At 71.7% G+C, this 22,232-nt stretch carries 21 protein-coding genes; 14 read left to right on the top strand and 7 right to left on the bottom strand.

Annotated features, from left to right (window positions below; all coding sequences use genetic code 11):
- Nucleotides 1-160 precede the first annotated feature (160 nt).
- The 8 genes from dnaK to clpB all read left to right on the top strand — a co-directional run bounded on the left by dnaK (nucleotide 161) and on the right by clpB (nucleotide 11,305).
- Nucleotides 161-2,071: a molecular chaperone DnaK gene (gene dnaK / locus H9I49_RS06390; protein ID WP_188029419.1), complete on the top strand. Its 1,911-nt coding sequence runs from the start codon at nucleotides 161-163 to the stop codon at nucleotides 2,069-2,071.
- Complete coding sequence (locus H9I49_RS06395; protein WP_188029420.1) at nucleotides 2,068-2,763, top strand: nucleotide exchange factor GrpE; 696 nt, start codon at nucleotides 2,068-2,070, stop codon at nucleotides 2,761-2,763. Before dnaK ends, H9I49_RS06395 begins: the two co-directional genes overlap by 4 nt.
- A gap of 77 nt (nucleotides 2,764-2,840) precedes the next feature.
- Nucleotides 2,841-3,854: a DnaJ C-terminal domain-containing protein gene (locus H9I49_RS06400; RefSeq protein ID WP_188029421.1), complete on the top strand. Its 1,014-nt coding sequence runs from the start codon at nucleotides 2,841-2,843 to the stop codon at nucleotides 3,852-3,854.
- Between the two features lie 19 nt (nucleotides 3,855-3,873).
- Nucleotides 3,874-4,326, top strand: a complete 453-nt coding sequence (locus H9I49_RS06405) for a heat shock protein transcriptional repressor HspR (RefSeq protein ID WP_188029422.1) — start codon at nucleotides 3,874-3,876, stop codon at nucleotides 4,324-4,326.
- 117 nt (nucleotides 4,327-4,443) lie between these two features.
- Nucleotides 4,444-7,584 carry an ATP-binding protein gene (locus tag H9I49_RS06410; protein WP_188029423.1) on the top strand — a complete coding sequence of 1,047 codons (3,141 nt, stop codon included), beginning with the start codon at nucleotides 4,444-4,446 and terminating at the stop codon, nucleotides 7,582-7,584.
- Between the two features lie 89 nt (nucleotides 7,585-7,673).
- Nucleotides 7,674-8,303 (top strand): ANTAR domain-containing protein, encoded by a 630-nt coding sequence (locus H9I49_RS24365; protein WP_223128266.1) that lies wholly within the window; start codon nucleotides 7,674-7,676, stop codon nucleotides 8,301-8,303.
- A gap of 67 nt (nucleotides 8,304-8,370) precedes the next feature.
- Complete coding sequence (locus H9I49_RS06420; protein WP_188029424.1) at nucleotides 8,371-8,628, top strand: ribonuclease E inhibitor RraB; 258 nt, start codon at nucleotides 8,371-8,373, stop codon at nucleotides 8,626-8,628.
- A 115-nt stretch (nucleotides 8,629-8,743) separates the two neighbouring features.
- Entirely contained in the window at nucleotides 8,744-11,305 is a 2,562-nt protein-coding gene (gene clpB, locus H9I49_RS06425) for an ATP-dependent chaperone ClpB (protein WP_188029425.1), read from the top strand.
- Between the two features lie 7 nt (nucleotides 11,306-11,312).
- Here clpB and H9I49_RS06430 read toward each other — a convergent pair whose 3' ends face one another.
- Together H9I49_RS06430 and H9I49_RS06435 are read right to left on the bottom strand one after the other, a co-directional pair.
- Entirely contained in the window at nucleotides 11,313-11,909 is a 597-nt protein-coding gene (locus tag H9I49_RS06430) for an HAD family hydrolase (RefSeq protein ID WP_188029426.1), read from the bottom strand.
- Entirely contained in the window at nucleotides 11,906-12,511 is a 606-nt protein-coding gene (locus H9I49_RS06435; protein WP_188029427.1) for a hypothetical protein, read from the bottom strand. The genes H9I49_RS06430 and H9I49_RS06435 overlap by 4 nt, the downstream gene beginning before the upstream one ends.
- 129 nt (nucleotides 12,512-12,640) lie before the next feature.
- Here H9I49_RS06435 and H9I49_RS06440 point away from each other — a divergent pair, with 129 nt between their 5' ends.
- Together H9I49_RS06440 and H9I49_RS06445 are read left to right on the top strand one after the other, a co-directional pair.
- A complete protein-coding gene (locus tag H9I49_RS06440) occupies nucleotides 12,641-13,351 on the top strand; it encodes an LppX_LprAFG lipoprotein (protein ID WP_188029428.1) in 711 nt (236 codons plus the stop codon).
- Nucleotides 13,352-13,358: 7 nt separating this feature from the next.
- A complete protein-coding gene (locus tag H9I49_RS06445; protein ID WP_188029429.1) occupies nucleotides 13,359-15,101 on the top strand; it encodes an MFS transporter in 1,743 nt (580 codons plus the stop codon).
- A gap of 45 nt (nucleotides 15,102-15,146) precedes the next feature.
- Here H9I49_RS06445 and H9I49_RS06450 read toward each other — a convergent pair whose 3' ends face one another.
- Entirely contained in the window at nucleotides 15,147-15,938 is a 792-nt protein-coding gene (locus H9I49_RS06450; protein ID WP_188029430.1) for an exodeoxyribonuclease III, read from the bottom strand.
- 52 nt (nucleotides 15,939-15,990) lie between these two features.
- Here H9I49_RS06450 and H9I49_RS06455 point away from each other — a divergent pair, with 52 nt between their 5' ends.
- Both H9I49_RS06455 and pyrE read left to right on the top strand, forming a co-directional pair.
- Entirely contained in the window at nucleotides 15,991-16,767 is a 777-nt protein-coding gene (locus H9I49_RS06455) for an SDR family oxidoreductase (protein WP_188029431.1), read from the top strand.
- Nucleotides 16,768-16,808: 41 nt separating this feature from the next.
- A complete protein-coding gene (gene pyrE / locus H9I49_RS06460) occupies nucleotides 16,809-17,369 on the top strand; it encodes an orotate phosphoribosyltransferase (RefSeq protein WP_188029432.1) in 561 nt (186 codons plus the stop codon).
- Here pyrE and H9I49_RS06465 read toward each other — a convergent pair.
- The gene (locus H9I49_RS06465; protein WP_188029433.1) at nucleotides 17,339-18,004 is read right to left on the bottom strand and encodes a hypothetical protein; all 666 of its coding nucleotides are present in this window, start codon (nucleotides 18,002-18,004) and stop codon (nucleotides 17,339-17,341) included. The genes pyrE and H9I49_RS06465 overlap by 31 nt on opposite strands.
- Nucleotides 18,001-18,294 (bottom strand): DUF1905 domain-containing protein, encoded by a 294-nt coding sequence (locus tag H9I49_RS06470; protein WP_188029434.1) that lies wholly within the window; start codon nucleotides 18,292-18,294, stop codon nucleotides 18,001-18,003. The genes H9I49_RS06465 and H9I49_RS06470 overlap by 4 nt, the downstream gene beginning before the upstream one ends.
- Before the next feature lie 78 nt (nucleotides 18,295-18,372).
- Here H9I49_RS06470 and H9I49_RS06475 point away from each other — a divergent pair, with 78 nt between their 5' ends.
- Together H9I49_RS06475 and H9I49_RS06480 are read left to right on the top strand one after the other, a co-directional pair.
- A complete protein-coding gene (locus tag H9I49_RS06475; RefSeq protein ID WP_188029435.1) occupies nucleotides 18,373-19,104 on the top strand; it encodes a LemA family protein in 732 nt (243 codons plus the stop codon).
- Between the two features lie 22 nt (nucleotides 19,105-19,126).
- Nucleotides 19,127-20,194: a hypothetical protein gene (locus tag H9I49_RS06480; RefSeq protein ID WP_188029436.1), complete on the top strand. Its 1,068-nt coding sequence runs from the start codon at nucleotides 19,127-19,129 to the stop codon at nucleotides 20,192-20,194.
- Between the two features lie 4 nt (nucleotides 20,195-20,198).
- Here the strand turns inward: H9I49_RS06480 and H9I49_RS06485 are convergent, their stop codons facing one another.
- A complete protein-coding gene (locus H9I49_RS06485; RefSeq protein ID WP_188029437.1) occupies nucleotides 20,199-21,146 on the bottom strand; it encodes a TIGR03086 family metal-binding protein in 948 nt (315 codons plus the stop codon).
- Nucleotides 21,147-21,229: 83 nt separating this feature from the next.
- Nucleotides 21,230-21,949, bottom strand: coding sequence for a DedA family protein (locus H9I49_RS06490; protein ID WP_188029438.1), 720 nt, complete (start codon nucleotides 21,947-21,949; stop codon nucleotides 21,230-21,232).
- Between the last annotated feature and the right edge of the window lie 283 nt (nucleotides 21,950-22,232).

The following is a 22,232-nucleotide window of genomic DNA, read 5'->3' on the forward strand; positions in this document are numbered from 1 at the left end:
CGCCCGCCGGCGGGAACAATCCCCGCTCCCACGAAGTTGAGTGTGGTGAACGCAAGATTTGCGAGTCCGGTTTTGACAATGACGGCTGACCGGGAGCAGATTGAGCGAGGACCTGTTCACCAGACCACCAGCAAGACCACGAACTTCCAAGGAGTCACCCATGGCACGTGCGGTCGGAATTGACCTCGGTACCACCAACTCGGCCGTCTCCGTCCTCGAGGGCGGCGAGCCGAGCATCATCGCGAACGCCGAGGGCGGGCGTACGACGCCGTCCGTCGTCGCGTTCTCCAAGAACGGCGAGGTGCTGGTCGGCGAGGTCGCCAAGCGCCAGGCCGTCACCAACGTCGACCGGACGATCCGCTCGGTCAAGCGCCACATGGGCACTGACTGGAAGACGCCGGAGATCGACGGCAAGACCTACACGGCGCAGGAGATCAGCGCCCGCATCCTGCAGAAGCTGAAGCGCGACGCCGAGGCCTACCTCGGTGAGACGGTCACCGACGCCGTCATCACCGTCCCAGCGTACTTCGAGGACCACCAGCGTCAGGCCACGAAGGAAGCCGGTGAGATCGCCGGCCTCAACGTCCTGCGCATCGTCAACGAGCCCACCGCGGCCGCCCTCGCGTACGGCCTCGACAAGGGCAAGGAGGACGAGCTCATCCTCGTCTTCGACCTCGGTGGCGGCACCTTCGACGTGTCCCTCCTCGAGGTCGGCAAGGACGCCGAGGACGGCTTCGCCACGATCCAGGTCCGGGCGACCAACGGCGACAACCACCTCGGTGGTGACGACTGGGACGAGGTCATCGTCCAGCACCTCATCACGCAGGTGAAGAACAAGACGGGCCAGGACCTGTCCAAGGACAAGATCGCGATGCAGCGCCTCCGTGACGAGGCCGAGCGCGCCAAGAAGGAGCTGTCGACCGCGACGTCGACCAACATCTCGGCCCAGTACATCTCGATGACCCCCGACGGCCCGATCCACCTCGACGAGACGCTGACGCGCGCCCAGTTCGAGCAGATGACCAAGTCGCTGCTCGACCGGACGAAGGCGCCGTTCAACAAGGTCATCGAGGACGCCGGCATCAAGGTGAGCGAGATCGACCACGTGGTGCTGGTGGGCGGCTCGACGCGCATGCCCGCCGTGGCCAACCTCGTCAAGGAGCTTGCCGGCAAGGAGCCCAACAAGGGCGTCAACCCCGACGAGGTCGTCGCCGTGGGCGCGTCCCTCCAGGCCGGCGTCCTCAAGGGCGAGCGCAAGGACGTCCTGCTCATCGACGTCACGCCGCTCTCTCTCGGCATCGAGACCAAGGGTGGCCTGTTCACCAAGCTCATCGACCGCAACACCGCGATCCCGACCAAGCGCTCGGAGATCTTCAGCACCGCCGACGACAACCAGCCGTCGGTCCTCATCCAGGTCTTCCAGGGTGAGCGCGAGATCGCCCAGCACAACAAGTCGCTCGGCACCTTCGAGCTCACCGGCATCGCGCCGGCCCCGCGCGGCGTGCCGAAGATCGAGGTCACCTTCGACATCGACGCCAACGGCATCGTCAACGTCTCCGCCAAGGACCAGGGCACCGGCAAGGAGCAGAAGATGACGATCACCGGCGGCTCGGCCCTCTCCAAGGAGGAGATCGACCGCATGGTCAAGGACGCCGAGGCGCACGCCGACGAGGACCGCAAGCGTCGCGAGGAGGCCGAGGTCAAGAACCAGGCCGAGCAGCTCGTCTTCTCGACCGAGACATTCCTCAAGGAGTCGGGCGACAAGGTGCCGGCCGACGTGAAGACGCCGGTAGAGGAGTCGCTCGCCGATCTGAAGGCGGCGATCGCCGAGGGCTCCGAGGCTACCGCCGACGACGTCAAGGCCAAGGTCGAGGACCTCAACACGAAGTCCCAGGCCATGGGTCAGGCCGTGTACGCGTCCGAGCAGGCCAACGCCAGTGCGGCCGGTTCGGCTGGCGCAGAGGACGGTTCGCCGCACGCAGGTGAGTCCGCGGGCGCGTCCGGTGCGGCCGATGACGACGTCGTCGACGCCGAGGTCGTCGACGACGACGAGGTCAAGGACGCCAAGTGACCGACTCCCCGAGCAACGTCTCGTCCGGCGAGCAGCCCGACGTGACCGCCACGGGTGCGCCGGGGGCCGGCAGCGGCGACGCTGCCGGCGCCCCGCCGCGGGGCGGCGGCGAGCCGCACGGCAGGCAGCGCCACTCGTTCTACGAGGGCGGTCCCGGTGCGTCGTCGGAGCCGGGCGGCGAGGACGAGTTCGACCACCCGTCTGCCGTGTCCGGGGGCGACGAGCCGCCGGGCGACGAGTCAGAGGGCGCGGCCCTCGCGGAGGAGGACACCATGGCCGCTTCGCTGCTCGCCGACCTCCAGCGCCTGCAGGCGGAGTACGTCAACTACAAGAAGCGGGTCGACCGCGACCGCGACGTCATCCGTACGACGGCCGTCGGGAGCGTCGTCGAGTCGCTGCTGCCGGTCCTCGACGACATCCACATGGCGCGCCAGGCGGGAGACCTCTCCGAGGGCCCGTTCGCCGCGATCGCCGACAAGATCGAGTCGATCCTCGGCAGGTACGGCGTCGAACGGCTCGGCGAGGCCGGCCAGGAGTTCGACCCCAACGTGCACGAGGCCCTCATGCACATCGAGGCCGAGCTGCCCGAGGGCGCCTCGGGCACGACAGTCGTCCAGGTGCTCCAGCCGGGCTACCGCATCGGTGACCGGCTGGTCCGTGCCGCACGGGTCTCGGTTGCCGACCCCGCCTGACACGTCCGTCGCCGGGCTGCACCCGCAGCCCGGCGGCATACCTGATGATGGGAGCAGAGTGACGAAGGAGGTGCGCCATGGCTAGTCAGGACTGGTTCGAGAAGGACTTCTACGCGATCCTCGGCGTGCCCCAGGACGCCGACGCCGCGACGATCAAGAAGACGTACCGCAGGCTCGCCCGCACGATGCACCCGGACCACAACGTCGGCGACAGCGCGGCGGAGGACCGCTTCAAGGAGATCGGCGAGGCGTATGCCGTCCTGTCCGATCCCGAGCAGCGGCGCGAGTACGACGCGATCCGCGCGATGTCGCACGGTGGCGCCCGCTTCACGGCGGGTGGTCCCGGGGGTCCCGGCGCCGGGTTCGAGGACATCTTCTCCGCGTTCGGCGGTGCGGGCGGCCCGGGAGGGCAGCGCGTCCCCTTCGGCGCGGGCGGCGGTCAGCCGAACCTCGAGGACATCCTCGGGCAGATGTTCGGCGGTGCCGGCCCCGGTGGGGCACCCGGCGGTTTCGGCGGCTACGGCGCCCCGGCCGGCCCGCGACCGGGCGTCGATGTCCAGGCGAGCACGAGCATCGGCTTCCGCGACGCCGTCGAGGGCTCGACCGTCACGCTCAGCTCGCCCGACCTCGGCCGCATCAACGTCCGCATCCCCGCCGGCGTCAAGGACGGTCAGCGGATCCGCCTGCGTGGCAAGGGCCGTCGGGGCGACCCCGGCGCCCAGGCCGGTGACCTCATCCTCACCGTCTCGGTCGACAAGCACCCCGTCTTCGGGCGCGAGGGCGACAACCTGACCCTCGACCTGCCGGTGACGTTCGCGGAGGCCGCGCTCGGGGCGACGGTCGCGGTCCCCACCCTCGACGGCGGGTCCGTCAAGGTCAAGGTCGCCCCCGGTACTCCGAGCGGGCGAGTCCTGCGGCTCAAGGGCCGGGGCGTCAAGCGCGGCACGACGACGGGTGACCTGCTCGCCCGCGTCCAGGTCGTCGTTCCGCAGAGGCTGACCGACGAGGCCCGCGAGGCGATCGAGGCCATGGCGGCAGCCGAGGACGGGCGCGACCCGCGGGCGGACCTCTTCCAGAGGGCCCGGACCTGACGAGAGGACGGTGGTCCCCATGGCACGCAAGAGTGCTCGCCCCGGCGGTCACGACGACGACGCTCCCCTCTTCGTCATCTCGGTAGCGGCCGAGCTCGCCGGCATGCACGCGCAGACGTTGCGCCAGTACGACCGGCTCGGCCTCGTGTCCCCGTCGCGCACGCGCGGAGGGGGCCGGCGATACAGCACGCGCGACGTCGCGCTGCTCCGTGAGGTGCAGCGACTCTCGCAGGAAGGGGTCTCGCTCGCCGGGATCCAGCGCATCCTCGACCTGGAGAACCACGTGTCGGCGCTCCAGACCCGGGTCCAGGAGCTGACCGCCGAGCTGTCGGTGGCGCAGGCCGCGCTGTCGGCCGGGGCGCGGGTCTTCGCGGTCGGCCCGCGGGGCGAGGTCGTCACCGTGCGGCCCGGGCAGAGGCCGCCACGGTCACCCTCGTCCCAGGCGCTCGTGGTCTGGCGTCCGGAGCGCTAGCTTCCGCGCCCCGGCAGGCCGGGTCGTGTGCAAGACTGTGCCAGCCTCGAGCCAAGGGGCAGTTGTCGCAGTTCGTCTCCGCGGAGGTCCGCCGTTGTCCACAGTCCGGAAGGTCGTGTGACCCCGCACCAACCCGAGAGCGACCTCTCGCGTGTCATCCCGACGGACGCAGCACTCGCCGGCGCGCTGTCCGTCCGGAGCGAGATGCAGGAGCTCTTCGGGAGCACGGACTGGTCCGCGACGACGCTCGGTCCGCTCGACACGTGGCCCGCCACGTTGAGCACCGTCGTCGACGTGTGCCTGGCCTCGCGTTTCCCCATGCTCGTGTGCTGGGGGAGCGAGCTGGCCATGATCTACAACGACGGCTACCGCGCGCTGCTCGGCGCCAACAAGCATCCGGCGGCCTGGGGCAGGCCGGTGCAGGAGGTGTGGCCCGAGGTCTGGGACGTCATCGGGCCGATGTTGGACCGTGTGGTGGCCGGCGGGCCGGCGACGTGGGTCGAGGACGAGCTGCTCGTCGTCGACCGCAACGGCTTCCTCGAGGAGGCCTTCTTCACGTGGTCGCACGGCGCGATCCGCGACGCTGACGGCATCGTGCGCGGCGTGCTCACCGTCGCGACCGAGACGACGGTCAAGGTGCTCGCCGAACGCCGGGCCAGGGCCTCGGCCGAGCTCGTCGACACCCTCGCCGACGCGGACGGTCCCGAGGACGTCCGACGCCGCACCCTCGACGTGCTCCGCGCCCACACCGAGGACCTCCTGGAGGCCGACTTCGTGTGGGCGGGGCCGGGCGGTGCTCCCGCGGAGAAGGACGGCGTCCACGTGGTGCCGGTCCTCGGGCCGAGACGTGGCGAGCCGAGCGCTCGCCTCGTCCTGACCGAGAACCCGCGCCGGCCCTGGGACTCCGCGCTCCAGGCGCATGCCGAGCTGTGCGCCTCGCACGTCGCCTCGGTCCTCAGCGGGCTGCGTCACCTGCGCCACGAACGGCACCGGGCGAGGTCGCTCGTCGAGCTCGACGTCGCCAAGGCCGACTTCTTCGCCAACGTCAGCCATGAGCTGCGCACGCCGCTCACGCTCATCGCCGGCCCGGTGCACGACGCCCTCCTCGACCCCACCCTCGACGCGGAGCAGCGCCAGCGCTTCGAGCTCATCGGTCGCAACACCGAACGGCTCTCCAGCCTTGTCGACCGCATCCTCGACCTCACGCGCGCGGAGGCCGGTGCGATCGAGGCGCACCGCGTCCGGGCCGACGTCGAGGAGCTCACGAGCGGGGTCGCCGCGAACTTCCGTCCAGCCATCGAGCGGATGGGCCTCGCCTTCGAGGTCGAGTGCGACGACATCGACCGCGAGGCCTACGTCGACGTGGACATGTTCGAGCGGATCGTGCTCAACCTCCTCTCGAACGCGCTCAAGTTCACGCCGCGCGGCCGCATCGCGCTGCGGCTCACCACCGACGCAGAGGGCTATGCGGTGTCCGTGACCGACACCGGAATCGGCATCGCCGAACCCGACCTCGACCGCGTCTTCGACCGCTTCCGCCAGCTCGACCGCCGTGACGAGCGCCGGTCCCGCGAGGGCGCCGGCATCGGCCTCGCGCTCGTCAAGCAGCTCGTCGACCTCCAGGACGGGACGATCACGGTGACCTCGAAGGAGGGGAGCGGCAGCACCTTCACGGTCCACCTGCCGTGGGGGTCGCCCAGCGACGACACGGCGCAGCGCCCCTCGATCACGCCGCGGACCGTCGAGTCGTTCCTCAGCGAGGCACGCACGTGGGTCGTGCCCGACGAGCCCGAGGTCGGCGCCGACGAGCCGGCCCCCATCTCGACGCCGGCAACCGACACCGCGCTGGACACCGTGGTCGAGGCGGCAGACGGCGTGCGGCCCACGCTGCTGATCGTCGAGGACAACCACGACATGCGCGACTACGTCGCGCGGCACTTCGTCGTCGACTACGACGTCGCCTCGGTCCGCGACGGGGTGGAGGCGCTCGAGTGGATGCGCTCGCAGCGCCCGTCGATTGTTTTGGCGGACGTCATGATGCCGCGCATGGACGGCCTCACCCTGGTCCGCGAGATCCGCAGCGACCCCGACCTGCGCGACCTGCCGGTCGTGCTGCTGTCGGCGAGGGCGGGCGTCGAGGCGAGCACGACCGGCCTCGTCGAGGGCGCCGACGACTACGTCATCAAGCCGTTCGAGCCCGAGGAACTGCGGGCGCGGCTCGCCGCCAACCTGGTCCGGTCCCGGTCCCGTTCGCGAGACGCCTCGTGGCTGCGGGCGATCGTCGGCGCGATCCAGGAGCCGTTCGTCGTCAGCGACGCCGAGGGGCGCGTCCTCGAGATGAACGCCGCCTTCACGAGGGCGTTCGGGTGGTCCCTCGACGGCGGCCCGTACGAACCGCCGTACCCGTGGTGGATCCCGGCCGAGCAGTGCCCCGAGGAGCGTCGGGCGCACGAGGAACGACTGGAGCTCCTGCGCGCCGGCCAGCCGGTCGTCGAGGGCCGCTACCGCGTCCTGCGTCGGGGCGGTGGCGAGGCGTGGGTGCACGCCCGCGCCGCGAGCGTCAGCGGCACGGCCGAGCACCCGGCTTTCGTCATCGTCGTCGTCACCGACGAGACACGAGAGCGCGAGTCGCGGATGCGCCGCGAGCTCGCCGCACGGATCGCCGTCGACCTCGCGGCCGCCGACGAGCTCGCCCAGGCACTCGCGACGGCCGTCACGGGCTTCACGGTGCTCTTCGACGGCGAGGTGACGCTGCGGGTCGCGCCCGAGAAGGGCGACGTCGTGCTCCTCTCGCCCCGCGGTCACGTCGCCCCGTCGGACCTCGACGCCTCGGTCCGCCGCGGCCTCGAGTCGACGCCGCACAACCACGACGCGCTCGCGGGGCAGAAGCGTGAGGGCCTGCTGCTCCTTCCGAGCGCCCAGCAGTCCGACTGCCGCGCGTGGGTGCAGTTCGACGAACCGCGCCTCGTCTCGAGCGACGAGCTGATCGTCGGCGACCTGCTCGCCCAGACGCTCGGCCAGGCCGTCGACCGCGTGGTCGCCCAGCGCGCCCACTCCGAGAAGGAGCAGCAGCTCCAGCAGGCCATCGAGAGCCACCGACTCATCGGCCACGCCGTCGGTGTCCTCATCGAACGACACCGGGTCACGGCGAAACAGGGGTTCGAGATGCTGCGGCAGGCCTCGCTCAACCGCAACATCAAGCTGCGCGAGATCGCGGCCAGGGTCGTCGAGAGCGGCCAGGACCCAGACCACGCCTGAGCCGGGTTTTGTCGGAGCCCGGGACCGGATGTAAGACTGTGCTGCCTCCAAGTTCGCGGGCCTTCCCACGCGTACCCCTGGAGGCCCTCGTGAGCGTCCCGCCCCCGTCGCGCCCGGCGACCGGCGCTGCCGAGCGGATCATCGCAGCGGCTCGGCAGATGGTGCGGTCGGAGGACCTCGAGGAGATGCTCTCGGTCGCTGCTGCTGCCCTCGGTGACGCGCTCGGCGGCGAGGTCGTGCTGCGCGTGACGACGAGCCAGCACGACCTGTACGCGAGCGCGTCCGGCATCGTCCCGGGGTCCGCCCTGACGCCTGCGGCCCACGCAGCCTTGGCGCTCGACCACCTGGATGGCGGGGTGCTCATCGCGTCTGGCGGCGAGCACGCACAGTGCCGGGTCTGGGTCGAGGCCCGACAGCTCGTGGGGGAGGACGCGGTGCAGCGCACCGTCGGTGAGCTGCTGCTCCACTCCCTGGCCCAGTCGGTCGACCGCATCGTCATGGTCGACCGGTTCCGCCAGAACGAGGCCCACCTCGAGCTCGCGGTCGAGAGCCACCGCCTCGTCGGGCAGGCCATGGGCATCCTCATCGAGCGCCACCGGATGACCTCGGAAGAGGCGTTCGGGGCGCTCCGGCGGGCGTCCCAGCACCACAACGTCAAGCTGCGCGAGATCGCCCGGCGCGTCGTCGAGACCGGCTCCGAGCCGGATGAGGCCGTCTGACGCGAGGGTCCACGGTCCGGCCGGCCGTGAGCCGCCACGGCGTCTCCGGCCCGCCTACGCTGGCCCTGTGAGCCCCGGCCCCGTCGTCGAGCACCTGATCGTCCTGCCCGACCGTGACGACGCCGAGCAGCTCGCCGACGCGCTCGAGGCCGAAGGGCTGACGGAGGTGCGAGTCGTGCGAGAGGCGCTCGCCGGTGAGGACGACTCCGACGACCACGAGTGGGCGGTCTACGTGCGCACCCCCGACGACCCGGCATACGCCGCTCGGTTCATGCAGCTGGCCGCGGCGCACGACGGCTGGTACGACCCCGACCCGTACGACTGAGGAGGGTCCGTGGCCCGCCGGTCGGCACGCTGGCCCAGCGCAAGAAGTTGAGTGGAATACACTCAACTTCACACCGGTTGTCACCACTGACCGAGTCCCCGTACCAGGAGAACGCATGGACCTTCACCTGACCAACAAGGCTCAGGAGGCCTTCGCCCAGGCCGCGACGACGGCCACCGGCAAGCACCACCCGAACATCGAGCCGGCTCACCTGCTGCTCGCGTTGGCAGCCCAGAGCGGCACCACCACCCCAGCCCTGCTCACGGCCGGGGGGTCGAGCGTCGAGGCTGCGACCACCGCTGCGGAACGGGCCATGGCCGCTATGCCGCAGGTGACCGGAGGCGTCCAGCAGCCGCAGCTCTCGCCCCAAGGGCTGCGCGTCGTCCAGCAGGCCCAGCAGTACATGACGGCCATGGGCGACTCCTTCGTCTCCACCGACCACCTGCTCCTCGCCCTGGCCCGCACCGGGCAGTTCGGCATCGACGCCGACGCTGTCGAGAAGGCGATCCCTGAGCTGCGCGGCGGGCGTCCTGTCACGTCCGACAACCCCGAGGGCACGTTCGAGGCGCTCGCCAAGTACGGCACCGACCTCACGGCCCGGGCGCGCGACGGCAAACTCGACCCCGTCATCGGCCGCGACGCCGAGATCCGCCGCGTCGTGCAGGTGCTGAGCCGCCGCACGAAGAACAACCCTGTCCTCATCGGTGAGCCCGGCGTCGGCAAGACCGCCGTCGTCGAGGGCCTGGCCCAGCGCATCGTCGAGGGAGACGTGCCCGAGAGCCTGCGCGACAAGACGCTCTACAACCTCGACCTCGCGGCCATGGTCGCGGGCGCCAAGTATCGGGGCGAGTTCGAGGAACGGCTCAAGGCCGTGCTGGACGAGATCACGTCGAGCGACGGGCAGATCATCACCTTCATCGACGAGCTCCACACCGTGGTCGGGGCCGGCGCCGGCGGCGAGGGCGCGATGGACGCCGGCAACATGCTCAAGCCCATGCTCGCCCGCGGCGAGCTGCGCCTCGTCGGGGCGACGACGCTCGACGAGTACCGCAAGCACATCGAGAAGGACGCTGCCCTCGAGCGGCGCTTCCAGCAGGTCTTCGTCGGTGAGCCCTCGGTCGAGGACACCATCGCGATCCTCCGCGGCCTCAAGGAGCGCTACGAAGGCCACCACAAGGTGACGATCGCCGACTCGGCGCTCGTGGCAGCCGCCTCCCTGTCCGACCGCTACATCAGCGGCCGCCAGCTGCCCGACAAGGCCATCGACCTCATCGACGAGGCGGCCTCGCGCCTGCGCATGGAGATCGACTCGAGCCCCGTCGAGATCGACGAGCTGCGCCGTGCCGTCGACCGGCTCAAGATGGAGGAGTTCGCGCTCGAGCAGGAGACCGACGAGGCATCGCGCGAACGGCTCGAGCGACTGCGCAAGGACCTCGCCGACCGCAGTGAAGAGCTCGCGGCGCTCAACGCCAGGTGGGAGGCGGAGAAGTCCGGCCTGAACGCCGTCGGTGACCTCAAGGCCCGCATCGACGACCTGCGCACGCAGGCCGACCGCCTCCAGCGCGAGGGCGACCTCGGCGCCGCCTCGAAGATCCTCTACGGCGACATCCCGACACTGGAGAAGGAGCTCGCGTCGGCCCAGGAGCGCGAGGCCGCGGCGACGGCCACCGACGAGGCCCCCATGGTCAAGGAGGAGGTCGGTGCCGACGACATCGCCGACGTCATCTCCGCCTGGACAGGCATCCCGGCGGGCCGTCTCCTCGAGGGCGAGTCCGAGAAGCTGCTGCACATGGAGCAGCACATCGGTGCGCGCCTCATCGGTCAGACGGACGCCGTCCGGGCCGTGTCGGATGCCGTCCGGCGCACGCGTGCCGGCGTCTCCGACCCCGACCGGCCGACCGGCTCGTTCCTCTTCCTCGGCCCGACGGGCGTCGGCAAGACCGAGCTCGCCAAGAGCCTGGCCGACTTCCTCTTCGACGACGAGCGCGCCATGGTGCGCATCGACATGTCGGAGTACTCCGAGCGGCACTCGGTGGCCCGGCTCATCGGTGCGCCCCCGGGCTACGTCGGCTATGAGGAGGGCGGGCAGCTCACCGAGGCGGTCCGTCGCCGGCCGTACTCCGTGATCCTGCTCGACGAGGTCGAGAAGGCGCACCCCGAGACGTTCGACATCCTGCTGCAGGTGCTCGACGACGGCCGGCTCACCGACGGTCAGGGCCGCACGGTCGACTTCCGCAACGTGATCCTCGTGCTCACGTCCAACCTCGGGTCGCAGTTCCTGACGGACCCGACGCTGAGTCCCGAGGCGCGGCGCGAGTCGGTCATGGGCGTGGTGCGTTCGGCCTTCAAGCCCGAGTTCCTCAACCGGCTCGACGAGGTCGTCGTCTTCGACGCCCTGAGCCGCGACGACCTCGCGCACATCGTCGACCTCCAGGTCCGCGCGTTCGCCTCGAGGCTGTCGGACCGGCGCATCACGCTCGCCGTCACGGACGCGGCCCGCCAGTGGCTCGCCGGCCGCGGCTACGACCCGGCGTACGGCGCGCGTCCGCTGCGCCGGCTCGTCCAGCGCGAGATCGGCGACCGGCTGGCGCGGGGCCTGTTGTCGGGCGAGGTGCGCGACGGGTCGACCGTGACCGTGGGCGTCGACGACACGGGTGAGGAGCTCGTCCTCGGCTGACGGGGGTTCAGCGCGTGAAGACCTCTGCGTCCCAGCCGAACTCACGGGCGGCCGCGACGTTCTCGTCGCGGTCGTCCGTGAACCACACGTCCGACCGCGCGACGGGGCGCCCGAGGTCGTGCTCGATCGCGGCGTGGGCGGCGGCATACGCCTCGGGGTCGGGCTTCGCGACGCCGAAGTCGGCGCTGTTGAGCAGCCCGTCGAAGAGACGCGTGATGCCGAGCTGCTCCAGCTCCTGCGGCACCTGGTCGGTGCCGTTCGTGAAGACGTACGTGCGGTGACCGTCGGCGCGCAACGTCTCGAGCCGCTCGACGGTCTCCTCGATGACGGAGCCGCGGTGCGCCCGCCACTGTTCCATGTGCTCCCGGACACGGTCGGGCTCGGGCACGACCTCCTCCAGCGCGGTGCAGATCGCGGCGTACCACTCGGCGAAGGTCTGCCGGCCGGTGACCGTCGGCACCAGCAGCTCGCTGCGGAACGCCGTGGCCGACACGTGCCCCGCGGGCAGCCCGAGAGCGGCTTCGATGGCCGGGCTCGCGTCGCCCGTCGCGAAGTCGCGGACGACGCCGTCGAGGTCGAAGACGTATGCCGTGTGGTCCCTCACGCCGTCGAGTCGCGTCCGCGCTCCTCGGTGGGCGGCCGGTGCTCCACGCGGTCGTCGCGGCCGTCGCGGTCGAGGTCAAGAGGGTCGCCATGGTCGGCCCGTTCATCGAGCTCGTCGCGGCGGGAGGCGCCCGTCTCGGCGGGTCGCTCGACATCGGCCACCGACCGGCCCTCGCGCTCACGCCACTCGGACTCTCGACGGTCGAGCTCGGCCTCGCGCTTGTCGAGCCCCTCGTGGCGAGCGGCGAGCTGGTCCTCCCGACGGCGCAGGTCCTCGTCACGCAGACCTGCGTCGTCGAGCCGGCGCTCGTGGTCGCGGCGGATGTCCTCGGCCTTGTCCTCGAGCTCGGTGACGCGGGCCTCGCCCTTCTCCTCGCGGCGCTGGCGTACCCGACGGCGGGCCGCAGCCGAGAGCAGGGCCCAGCCGAGGGCGAACAGGAGCACGGTGACGGCGCCGTAGAGCATCAGCTCCAGGGGCGTCGCGTTGCGCGAGAAGCCGAGCGCGGTCACGGCGACCGTCCCGGCCCCACCGCGGGTCGCGAGGTAGGCGACGACGCCGGCACCGGCGCCGAGCAGCAGCAGGATGACTCCGAGCAGGGCCATGGGTTGGTGCTCCTTCGTCAGGTGGCAGGGTTGTCCCGCCAACGGTCCCGACCATAGCCATACCCACAATCCCCGGCGCCCCGAAGCGGCGCCCCGAGGCGGCACCCCCGCTCGGTTAGCCTGACCCCCATGCGCATCTCGGGAAAGCTCGCCGCCGCCGCCCTCTCCGCGCTGTGCGTCATCACGGTGGCGTCCTGTTCCGGCGACCCCGAGGGGTCCACCCCGAGCCAGACGCAGCTGTCTCCCGCGCAGCGCCTCGCAGCCGCAAGGGCGGCGGTCGACGCCGCGCCGTCGGTCCACCTGAAGCTGGTGAGCGCCAACGTGCCCCGGGATGCGAGCGGCGTCGTGTCGGCCGACGGCTGGGGCAAGCACCCGCCGGCGTTCAAGGGCACCTTCAAGGTCACGCTCAAGGGCGTGCAGGCCGATGCCGAGATCACGTCGGTCGACGGCGAGGTCTACGCGAAGCTGCCGCTCTTCCCGGGGACCAACAGGATCGACCCCAAGGCCTTCGGGCTGCCCGACCCAGCCGTCCTGTTCTCGACCGACAAGGGGCTGACGTCGCTGCTCACCGCGACCGCCTCGCCCACCGCGGGCGAGCAGGTGCGGCAGGGGCCCGAGGTGCTCTCGACCATCAAGGGCAGCCTCCCGGGCAAGGCCGTCACCGACCTCTTCCTCATCGGCGACAGCAGCGGCACCTTCACCGTCACGTACGGTCTCACCGACGCCCAGCAGCTGCGCCAGGTCGTGATCACCGGGCCTTTCTTCGGTGCGGGCACGACGTCGACGTACACCTTGACGCTCGACCAGTACGGCCAGCCCGTCACGATCACCAAGCCCTGACGTCACGGTGACCGAGACCGCGGCCGCACCGGCACCCCACCGCCTCGCCCTGCTCACGGCAGCCTCGGCCGCCGTGGCCCTCGCGGCCGCCGACACCTACGTCGTCGTGCTCGCCCTGACCGACATGATGGCGGGCGTCGGCATCGGCATCGACGCGCTCCAGCGGGCGACACCGATCATCTCCGGCTTCCTCCTCGGCTACATCGCCGTCCTGCCGCTCATCGGTCGCCTCTCCGACCTGCTCGACCGTCGCCGCATCCTGCTCGGCTGCCTCGTCGTGTTCGTCGTCGGCTCGGCGGTCACGGCGCTCGCGGTGGAGATGTCGGTCCTCGTCTCGGGCCGCGTGCTCCAGGGCATCGGCGGCGGCGGACTCGTACCGGCGACGCTGGCGCTCGTGGCCGACCTGTGGCCGGTCGACCGTCGCGGCACGCCGCTCGGCGTCGTCGGTGCCGTGCAGGAGCTCGGCTCGGTGCTCGGGCCGGTGCTCGGCGCGATCGTGCTCGTCTGGTCGGGGTGGCGGACGATCTTCTGGCTCAACGCAGTTGCCGCACTCGTCCTGTATGCCGTCATCCACCTCCTCGGGCCACGCCGGACCGCGCGCCTGCCGGTCGACGACACCCCGCCGGCGCCGAGCGCCCGTCGACGGGCTGTCACGACGGCAGCTGCGATCCTGGCCGTGCTCGGGGCCGGCGTCACGGGACTCGCGCTCGCGGCGCCGCAGTCACTCGTCACCGACGTCACGCTGGGGGCGCCCTTCGTCCCGTTCGCCGGCGAGTCCCGGGTCATGACGCCGATCGGCGTCGTGGGCCTGGGTCTGCTCGCCCTGCTGGCCGCCGCCACGGCTGGGCGCTGGTGGGCGGTGCTGCGGCGTGCGGACCTCTTCGGCGCGCTGCTCGTCGCGGTTGCGCTCGGCAGCCTCGTCCTGACGTTCGCGTCGTCCGATCCCGAGAAGGAGGTGGTCGGGCCGCTCGGCTACAGCCTGTTGCCGGTCGGCGCACTTGCCCTCCTCGTGCTGGCGTGGTGGCACCGCCGCGCTGCCGACCCGCTGATCCCGCGCGGCGTCGTCGGGGCCCGTGGGCTGCGGTCCCTCCTCGTCAGCCTCCTCGTGGGCACGGCCCTCGTCGCGGTCGTCGTCGATGTGCCGCTTCTCGCCCGGCTCACCGACACCTACGACGAGACGGGCGCCGCGCTCGTCCTGGTCCGCTTCCTGCTCGCCGTCCCGGTGGGTGCGCTCGTCGGCGGGTGGTCGCTGCGGTCGCTCGGCAACGGACTCGTCTCCGGCGTCGGCCTGCTCGTCGCCGGAGGTGGTCTCCTCGTCATGTCGCGGTGGACGCTCGAGACGATCTCCGACACGGTGCCCGCGACGGTGGTCCTCGTCGTGGTCGGGCTCGGCATGGGCCTGGCCCTCGCGCCGGTCAACGACGCCGCTCTCGCCGACTCCCCGGCCGACGCGCACGGCGTCGCGAGTGCCCTCGTCGTCGTGGCCCGAATGGTCGGCATGGTCGTCGGGCTGGCCCTGCTCACCTCGATCGGTCTCAGCCGCTACTTCGAGGCGGTGCGTCGTCTGCCGGACCCGCTCGACACCGACGCGCTCATCGGCGCCGGCGTCGTCCAGGTGCAGACGGTGTTCCTCGGCGGCGGGGTCGCAGCCCTCGTCGGTGCCGCCGTCGCGTTCACCCTCGGGACGCGTCGGCGGGCGACCACGCGCACCACGGCCGACGCGGAGGTTCCGCGCTTCGTCGGCCTCTGACCGTCAGGCCCGAGTCCGCGACGCCGCTGCGCCTCTCCTGCCTCGTCACGGCTCGACCTGGAAGACGACCGGCGCGTGGTCCGAGGCTCCCTTGCCCTTGCGCTCCTCGCGGTCGATGGCCGCGCCGACGACGCGCGACGCGAGGGCGGGGGAACACAGTGCGAAGTCGATGCGCATGCCCTGACGCTTCTGGAAGCGCAGCTGCGTGTAGTCCCAGTACGTGAAGGTGCCCGGCTCACTGGTGTGCGGCCGGACGACGTCGCTGAAGCCGGCGTCGACGACGGCCTGGAACGCCGCGCGCTCCGCGGGTGACGTGTGGGTCCTGCCCTCGTAGTAGGCGACGCTCCACACGTCGGCGTCGGTGGGGGCGATGTTCCAGTCGCCGAGGAGGGCGATCTGCGCGTCGGGGTCGGCTGCGAGCCAGCCGCGCCCGGTGGCGGCGAGCGCCTCGAGCCAGCTCAGCTTGTAGCCGAGGTGCGGGTCGCCCAGCGCACGGCCGTTGGGGATGTACACGGACCAGATGCGCACGCCGTTGCAGACGGCCCCGAGGGCGCGGGCCTCGGGCGCCACCGGCTCGCCCCAACCGGGCATGCCGTCGAAGCCGACCCGGACGTCCTCGAGACCGACCCGCGACACGATCGCGACGCCGTTCCACTGGTTCAGGCCGTGGTGGGCCACCTCGTAGCCGAGCGCCGCGAAACGGTCGAAGGGGAACTGGTCCTCACGTGCCTTCGTCTCCTGGATCGCGAGCACGTCGACGTCGCTGCGGCCGAGCCAGGCCTCGACGCGGTCGATGCGGGACCGGATGGAGTTGACGTTCCAGGTGGCGATGCGCACAGTCGGTCACCCTAGACCGCGGCGCCGACTCCGGGTGCCTAGGGTGAGGCGCATGAGTGCAGACCGGACGACGCGACCCACGGCCCTCGTCACTGGTGCGAGCGCCGGCATCGGCCACGAGTTCTCGCGGCAGCTTGCCGCGCGCGGTCACGACGTCGTGCTCGTCGCCCGTGACCGCGCACGTCTGGAGGCCGTCGCAGCGGAGCTGCAGAGCAGGTATGCCGTCTCCGCCGAGGTGCTCGCCGCCGACCTCTCGGACCGGTCGGCCCTGCAGCTCGTGGCCGACCGCGTCGCTGACCCGGAGCGCCCCGTCGACGTCCTCGTCAACAATGCCGGCTACGGCCAGCGGCGCAGCTTCCTGCGCAACGACCTCGCCGATGAAGAGGCCGCGTTCGACGTGCTGACCCGGGCCGTGCTCGTCCTCTCGCACGTGGCCGGGGTCGCGATGCGCGAGCGCGGAAGGGGCGCCATCATCAACGTCTCGTCGGTCGCCGGCTTCATCGCCTCCGGCAGCTACTCCGCCGCGAAGGCGTGGGTGACGACGTTCAGCGAGGGCCTCGCGAGCGAGCTCGCCGGGTCGGGTGTCACCGTCACGGCTCTCTGCCCGGGTTTCACGAACACGGAGTTCCAGGAGCGGGCGGGCATCAGCAAGCCTGGCCCCGGCTTCATGTGGCTCGACCCCACGAGGCTCGTCTCGGACTGCCTGGACGACGTCGGCAAGGGCCGGGTGGTGTCGGTGCCGGGCATGCAGTACAAGGCGATCGTGGGGCTGCTCCGGGTGGTGCCGCGCTCGGTCGTCCGGCGTCGCGCCCGTCTCGTCCGCCGCTGACCGCGGGGGCCGGTGCCCGAGGCGCTCTACGATGGAGCCTCGTGACCGCTACTGACATCGCCGCCGCCCGTGCCCGCCTGCTCGAGATCATCAAGGAGAGGGCGATCGTGCACGGTCGCGTGACCCTGAGCTCCGGCAAGGAGGCCGACTACTACGTCGACCTGCGCCGCATCTCCCTCGACGGTGAGGCCGCGCCGCTCGTCGGGGTCGTCATGCGCGACCTGACCAAGGACCTGGAGTATGCCGCCGTCGGTGGCCTCACGCTCGGCGCCGACCCGGTCGCGACCTCCATGCTGCACGCGGCCGCGGCCGCCGGTGAGCGCCTCGACGCCTTCGTCGTGCGCAAGGCCGGCAAGGCGCACGGGCTACAGCAGCGCATCGAGGGCCCGTCGATCGCCGGCCGCCAGGTCCTCGTCGTGGAGGACACGACGACGACCGGCGCCTCCCCGCTCGAGGCCGTCCACGCCGTGCGCGAGGACGGGGCCACGCCCGTCGCCGTCGCGACGATCGCCGATCGCGCCACCGGGGCCGGCGAGAAGATCGCCGCCGAGGGCGTCGAGTACCGCTACGTCTACTCGCTCGAGGAGCTCGGGCTCGCCTGAGCACCCGCAGCGAGGCGTCCGACGGGCGCGTCGAAGCCGCGGCGCAGGGCCTCGACCGACGACGGCGGTGTGATCACGGTCGCCGTGCCGCGCGTCGGCGTCGGCAGGGGCGACACGGCATACGTGTTGTCGGGACGCCACGGCAGAAGGCCGTCGGGGGTCACGACGGCAGGCCCGGTGTCGAGCAGCACGTACGTGCCGTCCGGGAGGCCGCCCCACGCGTACGCGTGCAGCCGGCGGGTGCGCCGGGCCGGGTCCCAGCGCTCCTCGTGCAGGCACCGGTCGAGCCCGGGCGCCGACAGGTGGTCGACGCCGTGGGCCGCCGCGACGAGGTCACGGAAGCGGGTGAAGTCCGCACGCCGGCACTCGGCGCAGGGGCGGTGGCCGGCCGCGAGCGCGACCGGCTCGTCGAGGAAGAAGAGCGGTGTGTAGTGGCCGGCGTCCCACTGTGCGGCGCGGCGGCCACGGAACTCGAGTACGCACGTGATCCACGCGCGGCCGACGTGGTGCCGGCGCACGTCGCGCGTGCCGTCACCGTCGTGCAGGCGGCCGCGGTTGCCCATGAGCTCACCGCGGCCGGTCGCCGCGACCACGTCGCCGAGGGGGCTCACGCGGTTGCGGGCGGGGCTGCTCACTCGAGCAGCTCGAGGGCGAACTCGGCGGGGTCGCCCTCGTCGAGGCCCTCGGCCCGGCGGACCGCCTTCTTGACCGGAAGCACGTAGGCGCCGCGCGTCGAGTCGGGGAAGACGGACGTCATCCAGGTCGTCGCGCCGACGGTGGCTCGCACCCGGACCGAGCCGAAGCCGCGCGGTGGGCGCGGGACCTCCCGGATGCGCGCCGACGCGTCCGGGTCGACGGTCACGAAGAACCAGCCGGACTGCGCCTCCCACCGCCAGAGATCGGCCGTGAACCGCAGAGTCCTCATACCGTCACGCTACGACGGTGCACCGACGGTGCAGCACTAGGATCGGCACACTGACCGCCCTGATCTCGGGAGAACCCCATGCTCATCGTCTGGATCCTGCTCGGCCTCGTCGTGCTCCTCGCCGTCGTGGGCGTCGTCATGTACAACGGGCTCATCGGCCTGCGCAACAAGGTCGAGGAGGGCTGGCGCCAGATCGACGTCGAGCTGAAGCGACGCCACGACCTCATCCCCAACCTCGTCGAGACGGTCAAGGGGTACGCCGCCCACGAGCGCGGCACGCTCGAGGAGGTCATGCAGGCCCGGTCCGCCGCGATGTCCGGCGCGGCCACGCCCGCCGCCGCCGCGCAGGCCGAGGGCCAGCTGAGCCAGGCACTCGGTCGTCTCCTTGCCGTCGCCGAGGCGTACCCCGACCTCAAGGCCAACCAGAACTTCCTCGCCCTGCAGTCCGAGCTGACGAGCACCGAGGACCGCATCGCGAGCTCGCGCCGCTACTACAACGCGCTCGTGCGCGACCTCAACACCAAGGTCGAGAGCGTGCCGTCGAACATCGTCGCCAACATCGCCGGCGTGAAGCGCGCCGAGTACTTCGAGACCCCGGCGACCGAGGCCATCGTGCCCAGCGTCTCGTTCGGCGGGCAGGGCGTCGGCGGCGCGACCCCGCCGCCCGGCGTCTCCGCGTCGACGCAGCCCGGCGCCCTCGGAGGTCCCTCGACCCAGCCCGGAGCCGCGCCGGGCGCACTACCGCAGGCCCAGGCGCCCGGCGGCGCCCAGCCAGATCCGACGACCGACTCGGGCACCCCCCAGGCCTGACCCGTCCGAGCAGGGGACAGTCATGGCGAAGCGCTTCTCCGTTCCCGGTCGCGACGAGATCGCGAGCCGCCTTCCCCTCGAGCGGATCCCGGTCCTCGGTCCGCTGGTCCCGCACCTCCCGCACCTGCCGGGCAAGATCCCGATCAAGGTCCCGATCAAGCTGCCGCCGTGGCTGTTCCGTGACATCGCGTACTTCTCCTACGCCGTCCCTGACCCCGGGCCGGTCGACGGGGAGACCACGAGCCAGGAGGACATCTTCCGGGTCTCTGCGTGGTCTGGTCTGGTCCGCCGGGTCACCGACGACCGTTCGTCGCCGGCGTTCAAGAGCGACCGTGACCCGGCGTGGTCGCCGTCGCGCGGATCGCTGGCGATCCACACCGCGAGCGACGCGGACCCCGACTCGCACCTCGCCGTCATCGACGCGGCCACCGGGGCCGTGACGCACACCCTCGGCCCGGGCCACAGCCCGGAGTGGCTCGACGCCTCGACCCTGCTCTACCTCGGCATCGTCGACGGCGGCACCGACGACGCCCGCACCGACGTCTTCTGCGTCGACATCGCCACGAGTGCCGTCACCCGCATCACCGACGTGGGAACCGGAGGAGACATCGGCACGCTGTCGTGGCACCCGACCGCGGGCCTGGCGATGGGCGTCGTCGAGCTCTCACCGACCGAGCGCTCGTCGGTCGCCGTCGTGCCGGCCGCCGCCGTCGGGGCCGTGCGGGCCGGTGGAGCGCCCGTCGCCCGGTCGGCGTTCACGTACGTCACCCCGGCCGCGACGCGCGCCTCGGCGCCCTCGTGGTCGCCCACCGCCGACCGCATCGCCCTCTCGACGTGGGCCGACGGATCGGCTTCGCGCGTCGGGATCCTCACCGTCGCCACCGGTGTGATCACGCCCGTGCCGGGCCCGACGCCGGCCACGCTGACCGACTTCGGTGCGGTGTTCTCGCGCGACGGCGGGATGCTCGCGTTCACGCGTGGCGACGAGGACGCGTGGAGCGAGATCTGGCTCTACACCATCGCGTCGGGACACCTGCGCCAGCTCACCGACGACGGGCAGACACGGTTCAAGGGCGGCCTCGACTGGTGAGCCCTCACCCCTTGACGTAGGAGAACTTCTCGCAGACCAGACCGTCACGCAGGCGCATGACGTCGACACCGCGTACGTGCCCCGGCGACTCGCCGCCCCAGTCGAAGCGCCACCGCAGGACGGCACGGTCACCCGTGACGAAGGACTCCTCCTCGCTGAACCGCGGGTCCGGCGTCTGACCGAAGAGCTGCTCCCACACGGCCCGTACGGCTGCGGCGCCCTCGTGGCGCTCGCCGTCGGGTGCCGGTCCGGTCGACTCGAAGACGCAGTCCTCGGTCATGCAGGCCATGATGGCGTCGACGTCGCCGCGCCCGAACGCGGCGTTGAAGCCGGCGAAGCCCGCGTGCGCCGGTCCCCATGCCGCGTCGCGCCCGAAGCGTGCGAGCAGGTCGTCCTGCGGGTCGCCGGTCAGGCGTGTCCGCGCAGCGATCGCACCACCCGAGCGGTACGCCTCCTCCGTCGCGTCGAACCACGCGCCCACCTCGGTGAGCAGCTCGGCATCCAGCGCGCGCTCGCGGCCGGTCGCGACGGCGAGGTCCCACCCGTGGACCAGGTGGTCGGCCATCAGCTGGCGCACGTACTCGTCCATCGACTCCTCGCCGTAGGACAGCTGCACCGTGCCGTGCGACGGCAGGGCGCGCTCGACGGTGGCCAGCGCCTCGGCGGCAGCCGACGAGGCCGCGCTGCGCGGGTGCTCGCCGAGCAGGTCGCCGTCGAGACGGTCACCGACCTCGGCGATGGTCCGACCGTCCATGAGCGGCGACGTCCAGAGGTCCTCGCCGACGACATGGTTGACCAGGTCGCGCACGCTCCACTCGGTGCACGGGGTGGGCAGCCCCCACTGCTCGTCGGTGACGGCCGCAACCTGGGCCATCCACCACTCCACGCTGCGCCGGTAGAGCGCGGCGAGGTCGGTCGCACCGGTCCGCGGGTGCGCGAGCGTCGTGTCCATGGCGTCTCCCATCGTCGGTGACCACCAGTGTGCTCCGGTGCAGCGGCGGCGTCAGGGCATCGCGCGAGACAGTCGCCGGGCGGTCAGGGCGTGCGGTCGCCGTCCGTCGAACGGTCGGCGAGATCGCCCGCGGCCTCGCCCACCTCGGCCGCGATGGCCCTCGCCTCGCGGCGGTGCTTGAGGTACTCGTAGACCATCGGCAGCACCGACACGGCGACGATGAGCACGATGGCGATCTCGAGCTTGTCGGCGAGGCCCGGGAACGACTTGCCGAGGAAGTAGCCGACGAGCGTCAGGCCGGCTGCCCACAGGACGGCGCCCACGGCGCTCCACGTGAAGAAGCGCCGCCGGTCCATGCGGCTCACACCGGCGACGACGGTGATGAAGGTGCGCACGATCGGCACGAAGCGGCCGATGACGAGCGCCTTGTTGCCGTGCTTGTCGAAGAACGCGGTCGTCTGGTCGAAGTACCTCTTCTTGAGCACCCGCCCGTCGCGTTCGTAGAGCGGTGTCCCGATGGCGCGGCCGATCTCGTAGCCGACGACGTTGCCGAGGAAGGCCGCGGCGCACAGGGCGATGATCGCGACGCCGAGGTTGACGTGCACCTGGCCGGTGGCGATGAACAGTCCCACGGCGAAGAGCAGCGAGTCACCCGGCAGGATCGGGAAGAGCAGCCCGCACTCGATGAAGACGATGCAGAGGGCGATCCAGAAGAATGCCCCGCCGTACTGCTGGAGGAGGTACTCCGGGTCCATCCACTTGGGGCCCAGGGCCGGAGCGACAGCGGCTGCGAGTGCGTGCATGCGTCACAGGGTATGCCGTGTGGCCGCGGCCACCTGGGTCCCCGCTGTCCACGCCGTGTGGGTCTCGGACCGGTCTCGAAGCCGTATCGATGACGTGTCGTCCCTTCCGCCCGTGCGCGGGGCCGGATCACGATGGGCTTGGGAGCGAAGGAGGAGGTCGGTCGCGACGGTGGTCGGTCCGCCCTCCTCCTGAACCCGGCCGGGAGCGCCGCAAGGCGCGGAGGGCCGGGCCGCGACCGCATCGCGGACCTCGTCGGAGGGCCCACCCCGCGCTCGTAGACTC

Origin of the sequence: Terrabacter sp. MAHUQ-38 (assembly GCF_014518425.1) — a bacterium.
GTDB lineage: Bacteria > Actinomycetota > Actinomycetes > Actinomycetales > Dermatophilaceae > Terrabacter.